Source organism: Bacillus cereus group sp. BceL062, assembly GCF_051780025.1.
In the GTDB taxonomy this organism is placed as follows: domain Bacteria; phylum Bacillota; class Bacilli; order Bacillales; family Bacillaceae_G; genus Bacillus_A; species Bacillus_A toyonensis.
The window spans coordinates 1-21195 of record NZ_JBPWGY010000007.1; the positions used below are offsets into that span (position 1 = coordinate 1).

The window sequence follows — 21195 nt, forward strand, 5'->3', positions numbered from 1 at the left end:
GTAGTGGTGGAAGCAGAAGAAACTGAAGAAGCAGAAGTAGTGGTGGAAGCAGAAGAAACTGAAGAAGCAGAAGTAGTGGTGGAAGCAGAAGAAACTGAAGAAGCAGAAGTAGTGGTGGAAGCAGAAGAAACTGAAGAAGCAGAAGTAATGGCGGAAGCAGAAGAAACTGAAGAAGCAGAAGTAGTGGTGGAAGCAGAAGAAACTGAAGAAGCAGAAGAAACTGAAGAAGCAGAAGTAATTGCAGAAACAGAGGGGTCTGAAGTAGAAGCAATTGTAGAACTTGAGGAAACGCAGCAAGAAATGGTATTAGATGAAGCAATTGAACAAAAAAATGAATTCATACATGTTGCTGAGGCTGATGAACAAACGAAGGAAGATGTCCAAAGTTTTGCGAATGTTTTAATTGCAGAAACAGAGGAAAGTAAACTATTTGTAGAAGAAGGGTCAGTCGCTGAAGAACAACCAGTTGCAGAAGAAGCGCTAGTCGCTGAAGAACAACCAGTTGTAGAAGAAGGGCCAGTCGCTGAAGAACAACCAGTTGTAGAAGAAGGGCCAGTCGCTGAAGAACAACCAGTTGCAGAAGAAGCGCTAGTCGCTGAAGAACAACCAGTTGTAGAAGAAGGGCCAGCCGCTAAAGAACAACCAGTTGTAGAAGAAGGGCCAGTCGCTAAAGAACAACCAATTGTGCAAAAAGAAGAGCCAAAACGTGAGAAAAAGCGTCATGTACCATTTAATGTTGTTATGTTGAAACAAGACAGAACGCGATTAATGGAAAGACATGCGGCTAGAACGAGTGCAATGCAATCTTCTATGAGTGAGCGAGTAGAGAATAAGCCTGTACACCAATTAGAAGAACAACCAACGCAACAAATGGTAGTAGAACCACGAGTGGAAGAACAACCAGCGCAACAAATGGTAGTGGAACCACAAGTGGAAGAGAAACCAATGCAGCAAGTGGTAGTAGAGCCACAAGTGGAAGAGAAACCAATACAGCAAGTGGTAGTAGAACCACAAGTGGAAGAAAAGCCAATGCAGCAAGTGGTAGTAGAGCCACAAGTGGAAGAACAACCGGTGCAACAAATGGTAGTAGAATCACGAGTGGAAGAAAGACCAGTACAACAAATGGTTGCAGGGCAAGTACAAAAGCCAAGTTCAAGTACAGAACCACAAGAGAAAGCATATGTTGTAAATCAAAGAGAGAACGATATGCGAAATGTATTACAAACACCACCAACATATACCGTTCCGCCATTAGCATTATTGTCAATCCCGCAACAGTCAGCGTTAGATAATACGGAATGGTTGGAAGAGCAAAAAGAATTGTTAGATACAACGTTTAATAATTTCCATGTTGGAGCACATGTTATTAATGTATCGCAAGGGCCGGCAGTAACTCGTTTTGAAGTACAGCCAGATCCAGGTGTGAAAGTAAATAAAATTACAAACTTAAGTGATGATATTAAGCTGAGTTTAGCTGCGAAAGATATTCGTATTGAAGCACCAATTCCAGGGAAGAGTGCGATTGGAATTGAAGTTCCAAATAAAGAAAGTAAGCCAGTATTTCTTCGTGAAATTTTAAGAAGTCCTGTGTTTACAAAGAGTGAATCACCACTTACTGTTGCGCTTGGACTTGATATTTCTGGTGATCCAATTGTAACGGATATTCGAAAAATGCCACACGGACTTATTGCGGGTGCAACGGGTTCTGGTAAAAGTGTGTGTATTAACGCAATTTTAACGAGTATTTTATATAAAGCGAAGCCACATGAAGTGAAGTTAATACTAATTGATCCGAAGATGGTTGAGCTTGCACCATATAATTCTGTTCCGCATCTTGTAGCACCTGTTATTACGGATGTAAAAGCAGCTACTGCTGCATTAAAGTGGGCAGTTGAAGAGATGGAACGCCGTTATGAATTGTTCGCGCATGCTGGTGCTCGTGATTTAACGCGTTATAATACGATTGTAAGCGAGCGAGAAATTCCGGGTGAGACATTACCTTACATTGTTATTGTCATTGACGAGTTAGCTGATTTAATGATGGTGGCACCTGGTGATGTTGAGGAAGCGATTTGTCGTATTGCCCAAAAAGCTCGTGCTTGTGGTATTCACTTATTAGTTGCGACGCAGCGTCCATCGGTAGATGTTATTACAGGTTTAATTAAATCAAATATTCCAACGCGTATAGCGTTTACTGTATCATCTCAAGTTGATTCGCGTACGATTATCGATATTGGTGGCGCGGAAAAATTACTTGGCCGTGGTGATATGTTATTCTTAGGGAACGGTACATCTAAGCCAGTTCGTGTACAAGGTGTATATGTATCGGATGATGAGATTGAAAAAACAGTTGATCATGTGAAAAAGCAAATGAAGCCGAATTACTTATTTAAGCAAGAGGATTTATTAGCAAAATCAGAACAGAGTGAGTCGGAAGATGAACTATTTTTAGATGCATGTCAATTTGTTGTAGAACAAGGGGGAGCGTCCACATCTTCTGTACAGCGAAAATTCCGCATCGGTTATAATCGCGCGGCACGTCTCATTGAAGAGATGGAATCGCAAGGGATTATTTCTGAAGGAAGAGGAACGAAACCGAGAGATGTCCTTATTTCTGAGGATGAATTCGCTGCTATGCAGGAAACAAATATATAGTAAACGGTTTTGCTGTATACTAAGAGAAAATGTTGGATAGTAAAGTAGGGAGTAAAGCGACATGAAAGAAATTGAATTAAAATTAAAAGGTGAAATAAATAGACTAACAAATAGAACATTTAAATTTGACGAACGTGTTGGAGAAGGTTGGTTCTCTGCCGTTTACTTTTTAAAGACTAGAGAAATCATTGAAGAATTTCGCCCGAAAAGTATTGTAACGATGCAATTTTTCCAAAAGGAAAATGCAGTTCTTTGCGGAACAGATGAAGTAATTGCATTGCTGCAAACATTCGCTAAAAATCCTGAGGAACTTGAAATTAACTCTTTAAAAGATGGCGATAATATTAGTCCATTTGAAACAGTGTTAACAATTCATGGTCCTTATGAAAATTTCGGATTTTTAGAAGGTGTCATTGATGGGATTTTAGCTCGTCGTACATCGGTTGCGACAAACGTATATAACGTTGTCCAAGCTGCACGTAGTGTAGATAAAGAAAAACCAGTTATTTTCATGGGAGACCGTGACGATCATTATACACAACAAGCTGGTGACGGTTATGCAGCATACATCGGAGGTATGAGCGCACAAGCGACGCATGCGATGAATGAATGGTGGGGCAGAAGTGGTATGGGGACGATGCCTCACGCATTAATTCAAATGTTTAATGGTGATGTTGTGGAAGCCGCAAAAGCATATCATAAGAAATTCCCAGAAGATGAATTAGTTGTATTAATTGATTACAATAATGATGTCATTACAGATGCACTTCGCGTAGCGCGTGAATTTGGATCAACATTAAAAGGTGTGCGTGTCGATACGTCTCGTACAATGATTGATCAATACTTCATTCGTCACCCAGAAGTACTTGGAACATTCGATCCACGTGGTGTAAACCCATCGCTTGTATTTGCACTTCGTAAAGCACTTGATGAGGAAGGATTCCAGCATGTAGACATCGTTGTAACTGGTGGATTTGATGAGAAGCGTATTCGTGAATTTGAAGCTCAAAACGTGCCTGTGGATATATACGGGGTAGGAAGTAGCTTATTAAAAATGAATATTGGCTTTACTGGTGATAACGTAGAATTAAATGGAAAACCAGAAGCGAAAGCTGGCCGTAAATATCGTCCAAACCCACGTCTAGAGCGTGTTCAATTAGAAACAAGAGAAGATATGTAAAAGAGAGAAAAACTGATAGGTGATTGACCCTATCAGTTTTTCTGTTATCATAGTATAGCGGCTTCTTTTTTGCTATAATGGACTTGATATGGGCATACAAAGAAGTACGTACGAGTTTATCCTGATAAGTGAAGAGAAAGAATAACTTCACTACATCAAAATGTATGATGATTACCAAAATAAGAAAAGATTCATATACTGTCTTATAGATAGGCCGTTGTATTAGTTCGAAATGTTGGAGGTTCTTTAAGATGACAGTTTACCATTTTGTAGGAATTAAAGGAACAGGAATGAGTTCATTAGCACAAATTCTTCATGACATGAAGCATACTGTTCAAGGGTCTGATTATGAAAAGCGTTTCTTTACACAAACAGCGTTGGAAAAGCGTAATATCTCAATCCTTCCTTTTGATAAAAATAATGTTAAAGAAGGACAAGTGATTATTGCAGGAAATGCATTCCCTGATACGCATGAAGAAATCGTAGCAGCGAAAGAATTAAACATCCCAGTACATCGTTACCACCACTTTTTAGGTGACCTTATGAACCAATACACAAGTGTTGCTGTAACTGGTGCACATGGAAAAACATCAACAACAGGTTTGTTAGCCCATGTAATGCAAGGTGCACACCCGACATCTTACCTTATTGGAGATGGAACTGGGCATGGGGTAGAAAATAGTAAGTATTTTGTATTTGAAGCTTGTGAGTATCGTCGTCATTTCTTGTCTTACAATCCAGACTATGCAATTATGACAAATATTGATTTTGATCATCCAGATTATTTTGCAGACATCAATGATGTATTTGGTGCATTCCAAGAGATGGCATTGCAAGTGAAAAAGGGTATTATTGCATGTGGTGATGATGAAGAACTTCAAAAAATTCAAGCGAAAGTACCTGTTATTTTCTATGGATTTGGAGAAGATAATGATTTCCAAGCACGTAACATTCAAAAGAGAACAGATGGTACAATATTCGATGTATTCGTTCGTAATACGTACTATGACACGTTCAAAATTACAGGATACGGCAACCACAGCGTATTAAATGCATTAGCAGTAATCGCGCTTTGCCATTACGAAAATGTTGATGTAGAAGCAGTTAAACATCAATTAACAACTTTTGAAGGCGTAAAACGTCGCTTTAATGAAAAGCCGATGGGAGAGCAAGTTATCATCGATGACTACGCACACCACCCGACAGAAATTAACGCAACGATTGAAGCAGCTCGTCAAAAACACCCAGAGCGTGAAGTTGTCGCTGTATTCCAGCCACATACATTCTCACGTACAGAAAAGTTCTTAGATGAGTTCGCAGAAAGCCTAAGCAAAGCTGACCAAGTATACTTATGTGATATTTTCGGATCAGCACGTGAAAACAAAGGTGACTTAACAATCGAAGATCTGCAAAAGCGTATTGACGGTGCAGAACTAATTACAGATACAACAACGGATGTATTAAAGAAACATAAAAACGGCGTTCTAATTTTCATGGGCGCAGGAGACATCCAAAAATTCGAAGCAGCTTACGTAAAAGAAGTTCAAGTTGCAGAGAAGTAATAGAAAAGACGCATAGCTTGGCTGTGCGTCTTTTTTGTTGTGTTCATATTTTATCCCGCTATTTGTGGGCAGTAAAACTCCCACTGATTAAAGTTTCATTTTATTTGCGTATTGACCTAGAGTTAACTCTAGGCTGTAAGATAAATATGTAAAAACAAGGGGGAGAGAACATGTATAAAATCGGTGAAGTAGCAGAGTTAACAGGGATGGGGATTCATACTTTGCGCTATTATGAGAAGTTAGGTTTATTACCACCACCAACGCGAAATAGCGGCATTCGTCAGTATACAGAAGGTGATGTGCGTCTATTAAAATTCTTATATTCATTAAAGCAAACTGGAATGTCATTAGAAGAAATCGCTGAGTTTGCAAGTGATGGATGTATTATAGAGGAAATCAAGCAGCGGAAAGAGGAAGTACCTACGAAAGTAAAAAAGAGAATTTCAATTTTAACAACTCACTTAGAGCGGTTAAAAGAACAACAGGAACAATTGCAAAAAGTAGTTCAACTAACAGAAGAGAAATTAGAAATTTATTACGGTTTTTTAGAAGAGAAAAACTCGGAGGCTGACAATGAAAAATAAAGTATATGCGCAGCTGTTAGGATTTGCGATATTTACTGGTGGGACATTTAACGCTTCGAAATATGCGGTGCAGTATTTCGAAGCGATTCATATAGCGGCATGGCGCTTTGGAATTGCTGCACTTGTGATGTTATGTCTATTAAAAATACGAAAAGATTTTGAGTGGGAAGTATGGAGACAGAATAGGGCTTATTACCTTTTGCTTGGTATAGTTGGTGTATTCGGCTTTAACTTCTTTTTCTTTTTAGGAATGAAATATACAGAAGCTATGAATGGTGCACTTATTATGTCGACAAATCCGCTCGTTACGACGTTATTAGCAAGTGTCATTTTACGAGAGAAAATAGTGAAGCGCCAAGTAATTGGAATGTTACTTGCGCTACTTGGTGTTGTTTTTGTGCTTACACAAGGCTCGTTTACCGCACTACAACATTTATCATTTTCTAAAGGGGATTTTTATATTATACTAGGGAATATTTGTTGGGCGTTATACGGTGTACTAGGTAGAAGATTTATTAAAGCTGGTAGCCCAATACAAACGACGACATATACGATGACGATTGGTGCGCTTGCCTTTATTATAATATCTTCCACGCAAAAAAGTATAGTAACCGTTTCGGAGGTTCCTTTATTAGCTTGGGGAGCGATTCTCTTCATGGCAATGGGAATGAGTGTGCTCGGTTACTTATGGTGGAATAATGGAATCGCTCAAATTGGTGCAGCGAGAACATCTTTATTTTTTAATTTAGTGCCTGTTGTTACAATGCTTATTTCTTTTATAGAAGGAGTAAATATAACACCCGCACAATGTATAGGGATGATATTAGTTGTTACGGGAGTATTGTATTCTTCCGGTTTTATACAAATAAAATCAAAAGAAAGTGTGAATATTTAACATTTTTTATTTTGAGATGTTAGAATAATAAGAAAAATAAAAAGGGGTTAAAAAACATGTTCACACTCAGAGTAGATGATGAAATTGAACTACAACTATTAGAAAAACATCATAAAGAGGAATTATATGAATTATTAGATCAAAATCGTAACCATTTAAGAAGATGGCTCCCTTGGGTAGATGGGACGAAATCCGCTGATGCTTATGATGAAATCTTTCCAATGTGGTTAAAGAAATTTGCAGAGGGAGACGGTTTTGAAAGTGGTATACGCTACAAAGGGAAGCTCGTTGGAATGGTAGGCATTCATCCGGTAAGCTGGGGGAAGAAAGCGACGAGTCTTGGATATTATCTTACAGAAGATGCTGGTGGGAAAGGCATTATGACGCGTAGCGTAAAGGCTGTACTTCATTATGCATTTGAAAATTTAAAGCTGAATAAAGTTGAAATCAGGTGCGGTGTTGAAAATGTGAAAAGCCGCGCGATTCCAGAACGTTTAGGGTTTAAATTAGATGGTATTTTAAGAGATGATGAATGGATATATGATCATTTTCATGATATTGCTGTTTATAGTTTACTAGCTTCAGAATGGAAGGAAATTCGATGAACGAGCAGATTTGTATTATCCCTTATGAAAATAAGTTTCAAGATGAAGTAGTAGATCTCATTGTTCATATTCAGCAAAAAGAGTACAATGTCCCAATTACGAAAGAAGAGCAGCCTGACTTACTTGAAATAGAAACGTTCTATCAAAGGAATTACGGAAACTTTTGGGTTGCAACTTATGGTGGGAAAGTAGTTGGAACAGTAGCTTTGTTAGATATTGAGAATCAGCAAGTAGCGCTAAGAAAAATGTTCGTAAAAAAAGAATTTCGCGGAAAAGAATGGGGTGCATCACATAAGTTGCTCCAAACAGCAATTTCGTGGGCTGAGAATAAAAAGCTGAAAGATATTTATTTGGGAACGACAGTGAAATTTTTAGCGGCGCATCGATTTTATGAAAAGAATGGTTTTCAAAGTGTGAATGTAGAAGAGTTGCCAAAAAGTTTTCCAGTGTTAGAGGTAGATAAGAAATTTTATAGGTACATTGTTTAAGGAGGTCATTCAGAAATGGCCTTTTTTATATGAATTAAAATGGGTTAAGTGGTATAATTTGGATTAGGGGTGTAGGTATGAACTTTCCAATTCAAAGAAGTAAGTCAGTAGTAATTTTCGTTAGTCTCACGTTAGCTTTTATGTTTGTATATCCAATTGTCATGATTGTCGCAAATAAAGCGCAGTGGATGTCAGCATTAATTGGGATGGGTTTATGCTTTATTGTAAATGTACCACTCGTTTGGGAAGTGTTTATTAAAAAACATAAAGTAGAAAATGGTGTGCTAAAGTACGGTATTTTAAATGATGATATCGTATTGAAAGAGATAAGAATAATTCGTCAAGTTGGGAAGTCCCTTGAAATTACGACGAATGCATACAAAGTACATATGATTGCGATGCCGCAAGATATGACGCAGTTTGTATCACTTGTAGAAAAAGAAAATCCAAATGTGAAAATAGAAATGGTAGGGAAGAAATGAAATATGTAAAACCTTTGTTTTGCTTGGAAATTTTGTTCGTGATTGTTGGCTGCACTAGAGTATATATGAAATGGGATCTGCCTTTATATGTTCCGATATTGATTGGTACTATTGCAGTGGCGCTTTTGTATTATTTTCACTTCCAGCAAACAAAAAGCGAGAAAAGTAGCTCAATATAGAGTGAAGATAAAAAAACGCTCGGAAAAAATCCCGAGCGTTTTTATTATTATTTTAAGTTCTCAGGATTTAAAGCTTCTAGTTCAGATACAACGAAGCGTCCGTCTTTACGGATTAGTACGTCGTCGAAGTAAATTTCGCCGCCGCCATATTCAGGGCGCTGGATGCATACTAAATCCCAGTGGATGTTAGAGTTGTTGCCGTTCCATGCATCGTCGTAAGCCTGTCCAGGAGTGAAATGGAAGCTACCATCGATTTTTTCATCGAATAGGATGTCTCCCATTGGATGTAAGATGTATGGGTTTACGCCGATTGCGAATTCACCAACGTAGCGTGCACCTTCGTCTGTATCAAAGATTTTGTTAATGCGCTCTGAATCGTTTGCAGTTGCTTCAACGATTTGGCCGTTCTCAAACTTAAGTTGTACATTTTCAAATGTATAACCGTTGTAAGGAGATGGTGTGTTGTAAGAAACTGTACCGTTAACAGAATCACGAACTGGTGCAGAGTATACTTCACCGTCTGGAATGTTTAAATGACCTGAGCATTTAATAGCTGGAATGTCTTTAATAGAGAATGTTAAGTCAGTTCCAGGACCAGTTAGGCGAACTTTATCTGTTTTATTCATTAATGTAACAAGGCTATCCATCGCCTTATCCATTTTACCGTAGTCTAAGTTACATACTTCGAAGTAGAAGTCTTCGAAAGCTTCTGTGCTCATTTTAGCAAGCTGTGCCATAGAAGCATTTGGGTAGCGAAGAACAACCCAGCGTGTTTTCGGAACACGGATGTCTCTATGAACTTTTTTACCAACTGTTTGACCGTGAACTTTCATGCGCTCACTTGGAACGTCAGCTTGTTCGTTAATGTTGTCGCCAGAGCGAAGCCCGATATAAGCGTCCATATCTTTCATTACGCTCGCTTCATATGCGGCGATTTGTTCAAAATGTTCTTCAGTAGCACCCATTAATAAAGAGCGATCTACTTGATGATCTTTTAAAGAAACGAATGGGAAACCACCAGCTGCATATGCTTCTTTTACAAGTGCAGTTACAAGTTCTTTTTGTAAGCCAAAGTTTTCAATTAATACTTTCTCGCCTTTTTGTAAGCGAATAGAGTAGTTAATTAAATTGTATGCTAACTTTTCAATGCGTGGATCTTTCATATGTAAAGCCTCCCTACTAATTATGTATCCTTTCTTATTGTAACCTACTTAGTGGAATTTGTTGAATCATTTATGTTAAAGTTAACGAATAAGTATGAAAATTCTAATGAAAAGATAGGGATTAGAATGAAACGGAAAATGATTGTATAATAGGATAAAGTATGAAAAAAGATAAAGGAAGTGATGAAATGCAAGTTCTTTTATATGTAAGTGCGGCTATTATCGCGGTTGCTTTTGCTGTGTTAGTAGTGTATGTATGTAGAACGTTGTTATCGGTTCAGAAGACGTTAGAAAACGTTGCGAGCACGTTAGAAGGTTTAGAAAAGCAAATGCAAGGAATTAGTGTAGAGACGGAGCAATTATTACATAAAACAAATGCGTTAGCTGATGATATTCAACAGAAGTCGCAATCATTAAATAAAGTGGTAGCAGGTGTAGATGGAATTGGCACAACAATCCATTCTTTAAATACGAAACTTCGTAATGTATCAGAGTCTGTTACGGACGAAATTGAAAATAATGCAGATAAAGTAGCGCAAGTTGTACAGTGGAGTAGTGCGGCGATTGAAGTATACAATCATTACCGTGCATCGAGACAAGAGAAGAAGGTTGAAAAAGAAGAGCGTAAATTAGAAAAAATTGAGAAAAAAGCTGAAAAGAACGAGAAGCGCTCTAGATTTCGTATGAGAGGTGAATCTTGATGAATATGACAAAACTTGAAACAATTGAAGAGCTTGAAGTCTTAGTAGAAAAGAACGAGCCTTATGTTCTTTTTAAACATAGTACGACATGTCCGATTAGTCATGGTGCATACACAGAGTTTCAAGCGTACTGCAATGAAGAAAGAGAAGTACCAGCGTATTACTTATACGTGCAAGATGCGAGAGATGTTTCGAATCGTGTTGCAGAACAGTACAGTATTAAGCACGAATCACCACAAGTGTTATACATAAAAGATGGGCTAGTAGTATGGAATACTTCTCATTGGAATATTAAAAAAGATGCTTTAGAAGAGAATATAAAGTAAAAAGAAGCAAGCTAAAGGTGCTTGCTTCTTTTTTTTGTTTTTGTTGAAATATATTTAATGGTACACTATGAATAGTTCAAACTAAATAATTAGATTGTTGAAAGTGGGTTTTAAGTAATGAAGAAAATGGCATTATCCTTCGCAGTCGTAAGCTTATTACTGGGAGCTTGTAGTAATAATACGATTAGCAAGAAGGATGAAGTTATACAAAAAGATACAAAAGAAAAAAGTATGATTCCGAGAACTGCTGTTTCTAAAGATTATTATAGAACTGTTATTCCTTTAAAAGAACAAAAGGTTATTAATACAGCTAATATAAAAACAAATTCTAAATTAGATTTAGCAGAGTATGAAAATGGTTTAATGAATATTGCAATGCAACAATTTGATACAGAAAATCACGTATTACAATTAAATCAGTATATTCCAGAGAAGTTAATTGATGAACTAGTCGCGAAAGTAGAAGCACCAGTTTTAACGAATATTATAGAACAAGACTATTTCGGGAAACAGAATTCAAATGAATTAAGTTTATCTGGTGTCATGATTGGTTTATCTATGTCTACAAGTGTATCAAATGAAGAAGCCATTTCTAAAGGTACTGAAGTTGCTAAACAACTTATAGAAGCTATTAATAAAAATGATAAATATAACAAATCTCCAATTACGTTTGCTATTTTTAAACAAGAAAGTACAAGTTCGTTAAAAAATGGTACGTATATTGCTAGTGCTACCGTTCAAAAAAATGATACGAACCTTGGAAGTTGGAATACAATCGATGAAAAAGCGTATTCATATCCTTCTGATGAATTTACACAAGCACATGGAGAAGATAATACAAAAATAAGTGAATTTGGTAAGGCAATAAAAGAGTTTTCTCCTGGAGATTTTATCCCAGTTAATGCTAAAGTTACTTATAAGAAAAATCAAATGGATACATTAAATATGAATATTGTTATTAAATATAATGGTAAAACAGAATTAATGGCTCTTACTCAAATGGCTGCTCAAGGTATGTTAGAGAAATTGCCTAAAGATGCGAAAGTACAATTACAAATAAAGTCCGAGAGTAAAATCGAGGCAGTTATTGTAAAAGAGAAAAACAGCGATAAACCGTTTGTTTCCTTCTTGTAAAAAAAGACAGTTTTAAACTGTCTTTTTTTATTGTGAGTGAAAATGTTCGATGTTTTTTTATAGTAATTCATTGCGGTATATCGTGTGATAATTGTATATGTACCAGCTATAATAAGTTGTCTTTATATGAACAAGGTATTCGCACGTATGAAAGAGCGACGTGTAATACGCTTAATATCTCCGCTGTATCGATTTTAAAGAAAGAAACACATTTACCTATCGTTGTCGATGTTACGCATTCTACAGGGCAACGTGACCTTCTGCCACCAGCTGCAAAAGCAGCGATGGCAATTGGTGCAGATGAAGCGCAGTAAATGAATATCTCACAGTTCAATGACTTTATGAAAGAATTAAAAGTATTTGGAAGTAAATCACAAAAAAGAAATAAGCATTCCAAAAAACATTTTGGAACAGTTTCCTCTCTATTATATAGTGCCTGTTGTGTTCGATTTTTGTTGGTAAATCGATATGTTTAAAAAATTGTTCATATAATTTGAGTTGCAATCGATATATGCGAAAAATCGCTCATATAATTTGAGTTGTGGTCGAAATATGCGGATAATCGCCGATATAATTTGAGGTGTGGTCAATATATTTGAAAAATCGCTCATATCAATTTCATTTACTATCGTACGGTTTAAAATACGGTTTCTACTTATGAAACATCTATATTTTTACAAAAAATACCCTTTTTTTCATAAAAAATACGAAAATACGAGAAAAGAAGCGAATTTTTTCGAAACTTTTGCGGGAAAATATTGTATGAGCCTGCGTTTTTATCGTATCATTAGTAAAAGGAAGAACTCGGGACGATTGGTGGCATCTGCAAATAGAGTTGATGTCTTTTTTTCATTCAAGTAACCGATACATAAAAATAGATAACAAAAATAGAAGGAGTGTGCGATGAGATGAACGTAACAATCTATGATGTAGCGCGCGAAGCGAACGTTTCAATGGCTACCGTATCTCGCGTTGTGAACGGTAACCCAAATGTAAAGCCTACAACAAGAAAGAAAGTATTAGAAGCAATTGATCGTTTAGGATACCGCCCAAATGCGGTAGCACGTGGACTAGCAAGTAAGAAGACAACTACAGTGGGTGTTATTATTCCGGATATCTCAAATACGTTTTATGCAGAACTTGCTCGTGGAATTGAAGATATCGCAACAATGTACAAATATAACATCATTTTAAGTAACTCTGACCAAAACAAAGAGAAAGAGTTCCATTTATTAAATACGATGCTTGGAAAACAAGTAGACGGAATTGTTTTCATGGGTGAAGATATTACAGACATTCACATTGAAGAATTTAAAAAGTCTCCAGTACCGATTGTATTAGCAGCATCATTTGATGAACAAAATGAAACGCCATCAGTAAATATTGATTATACACAAGCAGCTTACGATGCAATGAAGCACTTTATTGAGCAAGGACATAAACGTATCGGTTTCGTCTCTGGTCCTTTCATTGATAAAGCGGGAAGCGCTAAAAAGTTACAAGGTTATAAAAAAGCTTTAGAAGAAGCAAGTATTTCATATGATGAAAATCTTGTAATCGATGGAGATTACACATATGATTCAGGTATCGAAGCATTCGAAAAGCTTTGGAGTATGGATGAAAAGCCAACAGCTATCTTCGTATCTTCTGATGAAATGGCACTAGGTGTAATCCACGCAGCTCAAGATGCTGGATTAAACGTACCAACTGATATAGAAGTACTTGGTTTCGATAATACACGCCTTGCACTAATGGTACGCCCGCAGCTTTCAACAGTTGTACAGCCAATGTATGATATCGGTGCAGTAGCAATGCGTTTATTAACAAAGTATATGAACAAAGAAAAAGTGGAAGATCACACTGTTATCTTACCTCACCGTATCCAATTTAGAGATTCAACGAAGTAAGTATAAAAAAGCTCACAGCAATTGCTGTGAGCTTTTATTCGTATTCAGGATAGTATTTTTTAACTACTGTATCTACAGTTTCATTTTTCTTAACGTGTAAAAATCTTGCGTACAATTCTTTTCCTGTCTCAAATGGCGTTTCATCTAACTCAAAAACATGAAGTACTTTTTGAAACTTCCATGTTACTTGTTGATCGTATACATTATCGTACGTATTTTCTGATTGTATAGCGATCTTTTTCCCTAGATCATGAGCTTCCTCTAAACTGTTCGCTTTAACGAGAATGATACTTTCTTCAAAAAGCGTATCGTGATTCTCTTCATAATGCTCATCTATCTTACTAGGATTAGGCTCACCTGAATGAACAGATTCAAACAATAATTTTACAGCGTACATTTGGGAAATCTCCTTATGCCGAATGTTTCACTTTATAAACAATACTTGCTACAAGTGAAGCTGGTATTGTAAATACGTTACTTTGATAATGGTAATGTACTTGGGATTCTTCATAAGACATTTTGTCGTATATTTCATTTTGTGCGACATTCATTTTTTGCTGTTTTTCTTTGAACATCTTAATGTAGTTATACTGTATTGGGACGAGAATGATGAAATAGGCTAATACGATTAGTGAAATCCATATCATTATGAACACTCCCTTACAAAGAATATTTTTATATAACAATTATATCAACAAAAGGGAAAAACAACCATTTATTTGTAACGAAAATCGATTTTCTTCCTGCAATGTTATTCTAGGCTATAATATAGAATAGGATCCCTTGTTATATGTCACATAAGTGCAAATTCAACTATTATAGGGCAATGTCATGTATAATAGAAAGAAAAGGTTTGTGAGGGGGGAGAAAAGATGATCATTCTTTGGATAATTACGCTTTGCACGACTGCTTTTTTTGCATATATGACGTTAAAACAAAATGGCTTAAAGCGATTTGTTCCAGGAAGTATTCTTGCAGGAATTGCCCTTATCACGTATGTAATTTCTATTTTTACTGAAAGTGTATCAGTGGACATGAGCACAAGTTTAATGTTCATCGGTATTACACTATTTGCAGGTAGTATTATGGTACTTATGGTTGCTGGTATTATTTTATTTATTCATATGAATTCGGAAACGTTATAACATATAAAAAAGGCATGTCCCGAGAGGGGCATGCCTTTTTATCCGTTCAATTATGCTCTATCTTTAGAAGAATTTTGTTGTTTTAATAAGTCGCGAATTTCGCCAAGAAGTTCTTCTTCTTTTGTTGGTTCTGGGATTTCTTCTGTTTTTTCTTCTTCTCTTTTAGAAGTTAGTTTGTTGAATACTTTAACAAACATAAAGATAGCTGCTGCAATAATTAAGAAGTCAAAAATTGTTTGGATGAAGTTACCATACATAATAGATGACTTACCAAATGTGATTTTTAAATCTGTAAAGTCAACGCCACCTAATACCATACCAAGTAATGGTGTGATGATATCTTTTACTAAAGAACTAACGATTTTACCGAATGCAGCACCGATTACAACCCCGACAGCTAAATCAATTACATTCCCTTTGAAAGCGAACTTTTTAAACTCGTTCCACATGTGTTAATCCCATCCTTTCCACGTTTCATTATGAAATTTATAATTCCTATCAACATATTCTATAGAAATTTACGAGAGAAATAAAGGGGAAATGGGAATGAAAGTAAATTCTGAAAAATGTATCCGTTTTAATTTTTATTTACTTTGTCAAGTAGAGTTTGTAGCATTTGTTGCGTTTTTAATCCTTCTAATCCATCTACAACAGGCTTCGTATCTCCGTGTACACATTCAATAAAATGATGAACAGCATCTTCAAAACCACGCTGCTTTAACGTCGTTTCCCATGAGGGAGAACCGCTTTGTGAAACGGAATTTTCCTGTTCGATTTCAAATGTATTCATATTTTTTACGCGAATGATTTTTCCTGCTGTTACAAGTTCAATTTGTTCTAAATTTGTACCAGCATGGCGGTGCATTGCTGTTGAAAGTAATAGTCCGTTTGTTGTTGTATATGTATGATGGCCGTAAAGAAGTTCATTTTTCTCATTTATTTGCATCATATTATGAACGACGTTAAGGTCATCATTAGCTAACCAGCGAGCAGTATCTACAATATGTAAATAATCATCTAACATAGTAAAGTCGTACGTATTTGGCCCCACTTTATTTGTACGGTGTTTTTCAATTCGAATCCATGAAATAGCATTAGCCTGTTCTTTTGCAGCAACGTACATAGGAACGAAGCGGCGGTTAAATCCGACCATTAATTTTCGATTGTATTTTTCGCTCAATTCGACTAGTTTTTCAGCTTGTTCTACTGTAGCTGCTAACGGCTTATCTACATAAACATCGATTCCTTTTTTCAGAAGTTCAGAAACGATTTCATAATGTGTAGCAGTGGAACTATGAACGAAAACTGCATCACATTCTGAAGCTAACGTTTCAATAGAATGAAAGTCTTGAATACGGTATTGCTGACAAATTTGTTTTCTTTTTTCCGCGTTAGGTGTAAATGCCCCAACAAAATGCCAATCTAATTCTTTCGTAAGTGTTGGAAGATATGCCTTTTGTGCAATACCTCCAAGTCCAATCATCCCAATTTTAGGTTTATTCATTTGTATTCCCACCCTATCAATATTGATGTAACGGGTTAAATGTAGCATAGGGTGGGGGAGGAAGGCAAAAGTTAGCTTTTTACTTACGTCCTTCTACTAGAATCTTCTCTATCTCTTCAAAATTATGAGCACGAGCATGCTCTAGTGGGATGACACCATCATTATCGGGAATGTTTACATCTGCGCCGTGTTCAATGAGCAGGCGAATGACTTGTTGTTGTGTTTCATCGCCGTTACTTAGTACGATAGCTTCCATTAAAGCTGTCCATCCGAGATTATTGACATGGTTTACATCGATATTTGTTCGCGTGAGGAGTTCTTTTATAACAGTAATATAGCCATGTTCTGAGGCTGGGATAAGAGCTGTTCCACCGTAACGATTCGTAAGCGCTGGATCCGCACCAGCATCAATTGTTAGTTTTAAAATGTCTAAGTAACCTTCCGCACCGGCGTATAGAAATGGATTGTTTTTTATATTATCTTGGATATTTACATCGGCGCCAGCATTGATAAGAGCTTTCGCGGTCTTTATATCATTTTTGTATGTGGCAATCATAAGCGGGGTGCGTCCTTGACTATCCGTTGCATTTATATTTGCTCCTTGTTTTAATAAAGATATAACAGTGTTCGTTTCGTTTTTTTCAGTAGCTGCTAGTAGTGCAGTCTCCATGTTTGTCATCTCCTTTTTTACTTCTTGTTCTTGCGAGCATCCTTGTAAAAAAATTACACAACATATCATGCTTAATGTTTTTTTGAACATGGAATTTCAACCTCCTAATTTCAACTGTAAAATAAGAACATTAAATTTTTATAAACTGACGCTAAAATTACTATAAAATCGCTTGAGTAATTGAACATATATTTTTATGCTTATGAATATGAAAGTTGAATCAATCGGGCGTTTACGGGTAGCCCGACTTTCATCTAACTTTTTGTTTTAACCGAATTTTGAGGTGGAAGTCTTACTGCCCACAAATAGCGTGATAAAGTGAGGATGTAAATGATGTCTATTAAAACAAGATTTTTATTTTCTTATATCGCTGTTATTCTCGTCTCCATTACGCTTATTTTAGTTGCGGGATTTTTAATTGTATTTTCCATAACAGGTGACTTGGAAGCAGTGAAAAATTTTTATAAAAGTTCTTATATTCAAAAGCCGCTGACTCCAGAAGAAGAGAATGCGTATCTTGAATTGAAAGGAGCGGCAAAGCAACATCAATATCAACTATTAGATGAATCGTTCGTTGCATCACTTGAAAAAGAAGGTGTGAAAATAGTTGTAAGAAAGGGAGAAACCATTTCTTATGCTACAAAGGGTTTTGAAAGTTCGACTGTAACAGAAGCCCTTCCGAAATTTGAAGCAGCAAATATTAATAGTCGTGGTACAACGGAACTAGGCGATACATTTTATCGGTATGTAAAATTTGATTTTTCTTTTCAAAATAATGAAGAAGGGAGTATATTTGTACTAAAAAAGCAAAGTTCGTTTGTAGATCTTACACAAAAATTATTTCCGATTTTGTTCGTAGCACTTTTACTGTTAGCCATTTTGCTCATTGGGTTAGTAAGCTATTTCGTCTCAAAAAGTGTGATAAAACCAATCTTTGTATTGAAAGATGCGACGGAGAGAATTAAAGAAGGGAATTTAGAATTTCAAATTCCAGTTACATCACATGATGAAATAGGTCAATTGAATCAAGGGTTTGAGGAAATGAGGAAGAAGTTAAAAGAGTCGATTGAAGTACAAACGCAGTATGAAGAAAATCGAAAAGAGCTCATTTCAAACATCTCCCATGATTTGAAAACACCGATTACATCTATTATCGGATATGTGGAAGGAATAAAGGACGGGGTAGCAAATACCCCGGAAAAAATGGATAAGTATTTAACAACGATTCATACGAAAGCAAAACATATGGATACACTCATTGATGAACTATTTTTATTTTCGAAGCTCGATTTGAATCGAGTCCCATTCCAGTTTGAAACGGTTGAATTAAATATGTTTATGCAGGAATTAATAGAAGAGATGCAGATGGATTTAAGTGAAGAAGGTATAGAAGTGTACTTACAATTACATCCATCACCACTATATGTAACGGCTGATTGCGAAAAGATAAATAGAGTGATATCAAATTTAATTCATAATAGTGTGAAATACATGGATAAAGAAGAGAAAAAAATTGCTGTAACAGTATCGAGTGATAACGATAAAGTTATTGTGAAAGTGATGGACAATGGATCAGGTATAGAATCTGATACACTTCCTTATATTTTTGAACGGTTTTATCGTGCAGAGCAATCTCGAAACTCTAGCACAGGTGGAAGTGGACTTGGTTTAGCGATTGCGAAGCAAATTGTGGAAGAACATGGCGGGGAAATTTGGGCGGAAAGCGAGCCTAGAGAAGGCACAAGCATTTTCTTCTCATTGGAAAAAGTAGAGAAATGTGGTGAGTAAATTGAAAAGAATCTTACTAATAGAAGATGAAGTAAGTATTGCAGAATTACAGCGAGATTATTTAGAAATTAGTGATTTTCAAGTTGATGTAGAGCATTCTGGAGAAATAGGCTTACAAATGGCCTTGCAAGAAGACTATGATTTAATTATTTTAGATATTATGCTTCCGAAAATGAACGGATTCGAAATTTGTAAACAAATACGTGCTATAAAAGATATTCCGATTTTACTTGTTTCAGCTAAAAAAGAAGATATAGATAAAATTCGTGGACTCGGATTAGGAGCGGATGATTATATAACGAAACCGTTTAGCCCAAGTGAATTAGTTGCAAGGGTAAAGGCACATATTTCTCGTTATGAAAGATTATCAGGAAATGTAAGTAAGCAACGTGATACGTTATATATTCATGGAATCTCTATCGATCAACGAGCGAGGAAAGTTTTTATAAACAATGAAGAAATCGCGTTTACAACGAAGGAATTTGATTTATTAACATTCTTTGTAACGCACCCAAACCAAGTATTAAATAAAGAACAGTTATTTGAACGCATTTGGGGATTAGATTCTGCTGGCGATTTAGCTACTGTTGTCGTTCACATTAGAAAGTTACGTGAAAAAATTGAAAGAGATCCTGCCCACCCGCAATATATTGAAACGGTATGGGGAGCTGGTTATCGTTTTAATGTGTAGTAAACCTGTCAAAGTGTTGACAGGTTTTTTATATGCGTAATAGTGTATTACACTTATGATTTGAATTTGAAAGGGGATATTAGGTAATTCGTGTTAAAATATAAAGAGAAATAAAACGCAGGATGGTTTGAGAGGAAGTGTTAGGTTTTGGGGGATGTATGAAAGAATATTAAATCAAACAAGGCTTTAAAGATTGGGACTAATATCATACTTATTTTATTAATTATTGGTGCAATACAAATGTTTTATGATAAAGATTATACAAATGACCATTTAGGTGGATTATTTTTGGTGGCTTTTTGGATGGTTAGAAGTATGTTTGGTATTACGATCAGCGTAAAAGAAGGAGATAAAAAGTCAGTATTTATTGATTTAGGTTTAGTCCTTTTTTCTTTTTATCTTTTATTTTATTATAGTATGAAGTTTTTCTTCTAAAAAATAAAGCTCAAAGTCATATAGAGACTTTGAGCTTTTATTAGTACATTAGTCTGTGAATTCATATGTTATTTATTTAGATTTTTTAATAGTAACTGAACTCAAAACTGGATTTTTCCTGTTATAACGTTTTGTAAAATTCTTGTGTGATAGAAATAAAGTGGATAGCCTCTTCTAAAAAAGGATAATGGTTACTGTCCTCAAATGGAATAAAGATAGAATTACGTATACCCTCATGCATCTCGATAGAATATTGAATTGGGCACTGCACATCGTGTCGTCCGCACATAATAAGTGTCTTTGTTTTAATAGAAGGTAAAGACTCTCTTAAATCAAATGAAGAATATTCATGAGCGAAAGCGTTCATCCGGTTGGTGGACATTGTTTTTTTGATCGGTCTACAAAAATAAAAGTTATAGTTTTCTGTTTTATACAGTGATAATTTTGTTCTCTTAGTAGATAGTTCTTTCCGTTCTTCACTTGTAAGGTAAGGGCTTTTTAAGTTTTCGATGAGCTCTTGCATATAATGAAACTGTGGATGTTCTGGATGATAAATGCAAAATGGTGTTTCGGCATAGTTACTTGCTGCAGCTCCTGCTACGACTAATGATTGTAAGGAATTCGGATATGTAATCGCATACAAAAGTCCAAGCATACCACCTGTTGAATGACCGGCGAAATGCCATGTTGGAAGTTGTGATGCTTCTCGTATTGCTTCTAAGTCGTGGATTGTTTCAATCATGCTTAATTCGTTTTCTGCCTGGGCGGTTACAGAGCTACCGGCATCTCGTAAATTAATGAGAAATACACGATGCGTAGCAGTAAAAACATCCGCAAAGTAATCACCAGTTTCATTAAATTGTGAATAATGGTGTGTAACACAAAGCGGTTCACCATTCCCTTTTGTAAAGAGTTCAAATGTACCACGTTTCGTGCGGAGCATTTGTCGTTTCCACATAATATCACGACCTTTTCTCATAAAAGTTGGGCCAGGCTGTTATGAAATGAAAATATATCAGCGATTATTAAAATATATCGACTTACTGACAGAAATCGACAATAAATAAAAGGAGGCTATTAAAAAACGAGCCTCCTTTTCGT

General features: G+C 36.0%; 24 protein-coding genes and 1 pseudogene. 18 read left to right on the plus strand and 7 right to left on the minus strand.

Going from position 1 to position 21195, the window contains the following annotated elements:
- The 9 genes from ACS2MN_RS16855 to ACS2MN_RS16895 all read left to right on the plus strand — a co-directional run.
- A partial coding sequence (locus ACS2MN_RS16855; RefSeq protein WP_438894729.1) for a DNA translocase FtsK occupies positions 1-2655 on the plus strand: 2655 nt, incomplete at its 5' end.
- Between the two features lie 61 nt (positions 2656-2716).
- The gene (locus tag ACS2MN_RS16860) at positions 2717-3835 is read left to right on the plus strand and encodes a nicotinate phosphoribosyltransferase (protein WP_000658377.1); all 1119 of its coding nucleotides are present in this window, start codon (positions 2717-2719) and stop codon (positions 3833-3835) included.
- A gap of 251 nt (positions 3836-4086) precedes the next feature.
- On the plus strand, positions 4087-5397 hold the full coding sequence (murC, locus tag ACS2MN_RS16865) for a UDP-N-acetylmuramate--L-alanine ligase (RefSeq protein ID WP_000219460.1): 1311 nt from the start codon (positions 4087-4089) through the stop codon (positions 5395-5397).
- A 170-nt stretch (positions 5398-5567) separates the two neighbouring features.
- A complete protein-coding gene (locus ACS2MN_RS16870; protein ID WP_000276599.1) occupies positions 5568-5981 on the plus strand; it encodes a MerR family transcriptional regulator in 414 nt (137 codons plus the stop codon).
- Entirely contained in the window at positions 5971-6876 is a 906-nt protein-coding gene (locus tag ACS2MN_RS16875) for a DMT family transporter (RefSeq protein WP_346994423.1), read from the plus strand. Before ACS2MN_RS16870 ends, ACS2MN_RS16875 begins: the two co-directional genes overlap by 11 nt.
- A 56-nt stretch (positions 6877-6932) precedes the next feature.
- Positions 6933-7481, plus strand: coding sequence for a GNAT family N-acetyltransferase (locus tag ACS2MN_RS16880; RefSeq protein WP_000494649.1), 549 nt, complete (start codon positions 6933-6935; stop codon positions 7479-7481).
- Positions 7478-7969: a GNAT family N-acetyltransferase gene (locus ACS2MN_RS16885; RefSeq protein WP_001005257.1), complete on the plus strand. Its 492-nt coding sequence runs from the start codon at positions 7478-7480 to the stop codon at positions 7967-7969. The genes ACS2MN_RS16880 and ACS2MN_RS16885 overlap by 4 nt, the downstream gene beginning before the upstream one ends.
- A 77-nt stretch (positions 7970-8046) precedes the next feature.
- Positions 8047-8451, plus strand: a complete 405-nt coding sequence (locus ACS2MN_RS16890; RefSeq protein ID WP_001010646.1) for a PH domain-containing protein — start codon at positions 8047-8049, stop codon at positions 8449-8451.
- Positions 8448-8630 carry a hypothetical protein gene (locus ACS2MN_RS16895; protein WP_081339638.1) on the plus strand — a complete coding sequence of 61 codons (183 nt, stop codon included), beginning with the start codon at positions 8448-8450 and terminating at the stop codon, positions 8628-8630. Before ACS2MN_RS16890 ends, ACS2MN_RS16895 begins: the two co-directional genes overlap by 4 nt.
- Before the next feature lie 47 nt (positions 8631-8677).
- Here the strand turns inward: ACS2MN_RS16895 and ACS2MN_RS16900 are convergent, their stop codons facing one another.
- Positions 8678-9793: an aminopeptidase gene (locus tag ACS2MN_RS16900; RefSeq protein WP_000654730.1), complete on the minus strand. Its 1116-nt coding sequence runs from the start codon at positions 9791-9793 to the stop codon at positions 8678-8680.
- A 188-nt stretch (positions 9794-9981) separates the two neighbouring features.
- On the opposite strand from ACS2MN_RS16900, the gene ACS2MN_RS16905 reads away from it, so the two are divergent.
- From ACS2MN_RS16905 to ccpA, 5 genes and pseudogenes are all read left to right on the plus strand, one after another.
- Complete coding sequence (locus tag ACS2MN_RS16905) at positions 9982-10494, plus strand: DUF948 domain-containing protein (RefSeq protein ID WP_033657337.1); 513 nt, start codon at positions 9982-9984, stop codon at positions 10492-10494.
- Positions 10494-10820, plus strand: coding sequence for a bacillithiol system redox-active protein YtxJ (gene ytxJ, locus ACS2MN_RS16910; RefSeq protein ID WP_001057464.1), 327 nt, complete (start codon positions 10494-10496; stop codon positions 10818-10820). The genes ACS2MN_RS16905 and ytxJ overlap by 1 nt, the downstream gene beginning before the upstream one ends.
- Positions 10821-10937: 117 nt before the next feature.
- Positions 10938-11954, plus strand: a complete 1017-nt coding sequence (locus ACS2MN_RS16915; RefSeq protein ID WP_000738035.1) for a CamS family sex pheromone protein — start codon at positions 10938-10940, stop codon at positions 11952-11954.
- 95 nt (positions 11955-12049) lie between these two features.
- Positions 12050-12268: pseudogene (locus ACS2MN_RS16920) on the plus strand (bifunctional 3-deoxy-7-phosphoheptulonate synthase/chorismate mutase); the annotation flags it as partial.
- 594 nt (positions 12269-12862) lie between these two features.
- Positions 12863-13861 carry a catabolite control protein A gene (gene ccpA, locus ACS2MN_RS16925; protein ID WP_001103299.1) on the plus strand — a complete coding sequence of 333 codons (999 nt, stop codon included), beginning with the start codon at positions 12863-12865 and terminating at the stop codon, positions 13859-13861.
- Between the two features lie 34 nt (positions 13862-13895).
- Here the strand turns inward: ccpA and ACS2MN_RS16930 are convergent, their stop codons facing one another.
- Positions 13896-14258: a DUF4288 domain-containing protein gene (locus tag ACS2MN_RS16930; protein ID WP_000271416.1), complete on the minus strand. Its 363-nt coding sequence runs from the start codon at positions 14256-14258 to the stop codon at positions 13896-13898.
- 13 nt (positions 14259-14271) lie between these two features.
- A complete protein-coding gene (locus ACS2MN_RS16935; protein WP_000637895.1) occupies positions 14272-14508 on the minus strand; it encodes a DUF3949 domain-containing protein in 237 nt (78 codons plus the stop codon).
- 225 nt (positions 14509-14733) lie between these two features.
- Here ACS2MN_RS16935 and ACS2MN_RS16940 point away from each other — a divergent pair, with 225 nt between their 5' ends.
- Positions 14734-15006: a DUF3917 domain-containing protein gene (locus ACS2MN_RS16940; protein WP_000585028.1), complete on the plus strand. Its 273-nt coding sequence runs from the start codon at positions 14734-14736 to the stop codon at positions 15004-15006.
- 50 nt (positions 15007-15056) lie between these two features.
- On the opposite strand, the gene mscL is transcribed toward ACS2MN_RS16940, so the two are convergent.
- From mscL to ACS2MN_RS16955, 3 genes are all read right to left on the minus strand, one after another.
- Entirely contained in the window at positions 15057-15455 is a 399-nt protein-coding gene (gene mscL / locus ACS2MN_RS16945) for a large-conductance mechanosensitive channel protein MscL (RefSeq protein ID WP_000267005.1), read from the minus strand.
- 128 nt (positions 15456-15583) lie between these two features.
- Complete coding sequence (locus ACS2MN_RS16950; RefSeq protein ID WP_346994422.1) at positions 15584-16510, minus strand: Gfo/Idh/MocA family protein; 927 nt, start codon at positions 16508-16510, stop codon at positions 15584-15586.
- Positions 16511-16589: 79 nt separating this feature from the next.
- On the minus strand, positions 16590-17270 hold the full coding sequence (locus ACS2MN_RS16955; RefSeq protein WP_438894730.1) for an ankyrin repeat domain-containing protein: 681 nt from the start codon (positions 17268-17270) through the stop codon (positions 16590-16592).
- Between the two features lie 243 nt (positions 17271-17513).
- Here ACS2MN_RS16955 and ACS2MN_RS16960 point away from each other — a divergent pair, with 243 nt between their 5' ends.
- From ACS2MN_RS16960 to ACS2MN_RS16970, 3 genes are all read left to right on the plus strand, one after another.
- Positions 17514-18968: a sensor histidine kinase gene (locus tag ACS2MN_RS16960; protein WP_000023853.1), complete on the plus strand. Its 1455-nt coding sequence runs from the start codon at positions 17514-17516 to the stop codon at positions 18966-18968.
- Position 18969: 1 nt separating this feature from the next.
- Positions 18970-19659 (plus strand): response regulator transcription factor, encoded by a 690-nt coding sequence (locus ACS2MN_RS16965; protein ID WP_002039721.1) that lies wholly within the window; start codon positions 18970-18972, stop codon positions 19657-19659.
- A gap of 168 nt (positions 19660-19827) precedes the next feature.
- Complete coding sequence (locus tag ACS2MN_RS16970; protein ID WP_033665756.1) at positions 19828-20094, plus strand: hypothetical protein; 267 nt, start codon at positions 19828-19830, stop codon at positions 20092-20094.
- 121 nt (positions 20095-20215) lie between these two features.
- Here the strand turns inward: ACS2MN_RS16970 and ACS2MN_RS16975 are convergent, their stop codons facing one another.
- Positions 20216-21073 (minus strand): alpha/beta fold hydrolase, encoded by an 858-nt coding sequence (locus ACS2MN_RS16975; protein WP_346994420.1) that lies wholly within the window; start codon positions 21071-21073, stop codon positions 20216-20218.
- Positions 21074-21195: the final 122 nt, after the last annotated feature.

What these genes read in the sequence shown, in the direction of transcription:
- ACS2MN_RS16860 (WP_000658377.1), top strand. Translation starts at nt 2,717, where the DNA reads ATGAAAGAAATTGAATTAAAATTAAAAGGTGAAATAAATAGACTAACA.
- murC (WP_000219460.1), top strand. Translation starts at nt 4,087, where the DNA reads ATGACAGTTTACCATTTTGTAGGAATTAAAGGAACAGGAATGAGTTCA.
- ACS2MN_RS16870 (WP_000276599.1), top strand. Translation starts at nt 5,568, where the DNA reads ATGTATAAAATCGGTGAAGTAGCAGAGTTAACAGGGATGGGGATTCAT.
- ACS2MN_RS16875 (WP_346994423.1), top strand. Translation starts at nt 5,971, where the DNA reads ATGAAAAATAAAGTATATGCGCAGCTGTTAGGATTTGCGATATTTACT.
- ACS2MN_RS16880 (WP_000494649.1), top strand. Translation starts at nt 6,933, where the DNA reads ATGTTCACACTCAGAGTAGATGATGAAATTGAACTACAACTATTAGAA.
- ACS2MN_RS16885 (WP_001005257.1), top strand. Translation starts at nt 7,478, where the DNA reads ATGAACGAGCAGATTTGTATTATCCCTTATGAAAATAAGTTTCAAGAT.
- ACS2MN_RS16890 (WP_001010646.1), top strand. Translation starts at nt 8,047, where the DNA reads ATGAACTTTCCAATTCAAAGAAGTAAGTCAGTAGTAATTTTCGTTAGT.
- ACS2MN_RS16895 (WP_081339638.1), top strand. Translation starts at nt 8,448, where the DNA reads ATGAAATATGTAAAACCTTTGTTTTGCTTGGAAATTTTGTTCGTGATT.
- ACS2MN_RS16900 (WP_000654730.1), bottom strand. Translation starts at nt 9,793, where the DNA reads ATGAAAGATCCACGCATTGAAAAGTTAGCATACAATTTAATTAACTAC.
- ACS2MN_RS16905 (WP_033657337.1), top strand. Translation starts at nt 9,982, where the DNA reads ATGCAAGTTCTTTTATATGTAAGTGCGGCTATTATCGCGGTTGCTTTT.
- ytxJ (WP_001057464.1), top strand. Translation starts at nt 10,494, where the DNA reads ATGAATATGACAAAACTTGAAACAATTGAAGAGCTTGAAGTCTTAGTA.
- ACS2MN_RS16915 (WP_000738035.1), top strand. Translation starts at nt 10,938, where the DNA reads ATGAAGAAAATGGCATTATCCTTCGCAGTCGTAAGCTTATTACTGGGA.
- ccpA (WP_001103299.1), top strand. Translation starts at nt 12,863, where the DNA reads ATGAACGTAACAATCTATGATGTAGCGCGCGAAGCGAACGTTTCAATG.
- ACS2MN_RS16930 (WP_000271416.1), bottom strand. Translation starts at nt 14,258, where the DNA reads ATGTACGCTGTAAAATTATTGTTTGAATCTGTTCATTCAGGTGAGCCT.
- ACS2MN_RS16935 (WP_000637895.1), bottom strand. Translation starts at nt 14,508, where the DNA reads ATGATATGGATTTCACTAATCGTATTAGCCTATTTCATCATTCTCGTC.
- ACS2MN_RS16940 (WP_000585028.1), top strand. Translation starts at nt 14,734, where the DNA reads ATGATCATTCTTTGGATAATTACGCTTTGCACGACTGCTTTTTTTGCA.
- mscL (WP_000267005.1), bottom strand. Translation starts at nt 15,455, where the DNA reads ATGTGGAACGAGTTTAAAAAGTTCGCTTTCAAAGGGAATGTAATTGAT.
- ACS2MN_RS16950 (WP_346994422.1), bottom strand. Translation starts at nt 16,510, where the DNA reads ATGAATAAACCTAAAATTGGGATGATTGGACTTGGAGGTATTGCACAA.
- ACS2MN_RS16955 (WP_438894730.1), bottom strand. Translation starts at nt 17,270, where the DNA reads ATGTTCAAAAAAACATTAAGCATGATATGTTGTGTAATTTTTTTACAA.
- ACS2MN_RS16960 (WP_000023853.1), top strand. Translation starts at nt 17,514, where the DNA reads ATGTCTATTAAAACAAGATTTTTATTTTCTTATATCGCTGTTATTCTC.
- ACS2MN_RS16975 (WP_346994420.1), bottom strand. Translation starts at nt 21,073, where the DNA reads ATGAGAAAAGGTCGTGATATTATGTGGAAACGACAAATGCTCCGCACG.